Source organism: Cellulomonas sp. GbtcB1 (genome assembly GCF_019091725.1).
Classification (GTDB): domain Bacteria; phylum Actinomycetota; class Actinomycetes; order Actinomycetales; family Cellulomonadaceae; genus Cellulomonas.
Genome location: NZ_JAGXJG010000388.1, coordinates 1 through 249 on the forward strand (window position 1 = coordinate 1; position 249 = coordinate 249).

The 249-nt window shown below is 73.9% G+C and carries 1 protein-coding gene; it reads right to left on the reverse strand.

Features of this window, described 5'->3' with window-relative positions; genetic code table 11:
- Positions 1-249 (reverse strand): SHOCT domain-containing protein (locus KVT14_RS20795; RefSeq protein ID WP_217617337.1); only part of this gene is annotated, 249 nt, incomplete at both ends.

A 249-nucleotide genomic window follows, 5' to 3' on the forward strand; every position in this document is an offset into this window, starting at 1 on the left:
CAGCGCGTGGTCCTTCAGCGCGGCGAACTCCTCCGCGCTGATAGCGCCCTCGTCCAGCAGCGCTTTGGCCTGCGCGATCTGCTGGCCCGGGGACCCAGAGCCGGCGACCTCCCGGATGTAGGCGTCGCCCGCCTTCCGCGCCGGCACCGCGGCCCGGGTGCTGCGCTCGGCCATCCCGCGCCCACGCCCGATCAGGTACACCAGCGCGGTCACGGACGGCAGCACCAGCAGGAAGATCAGCCCGACCGC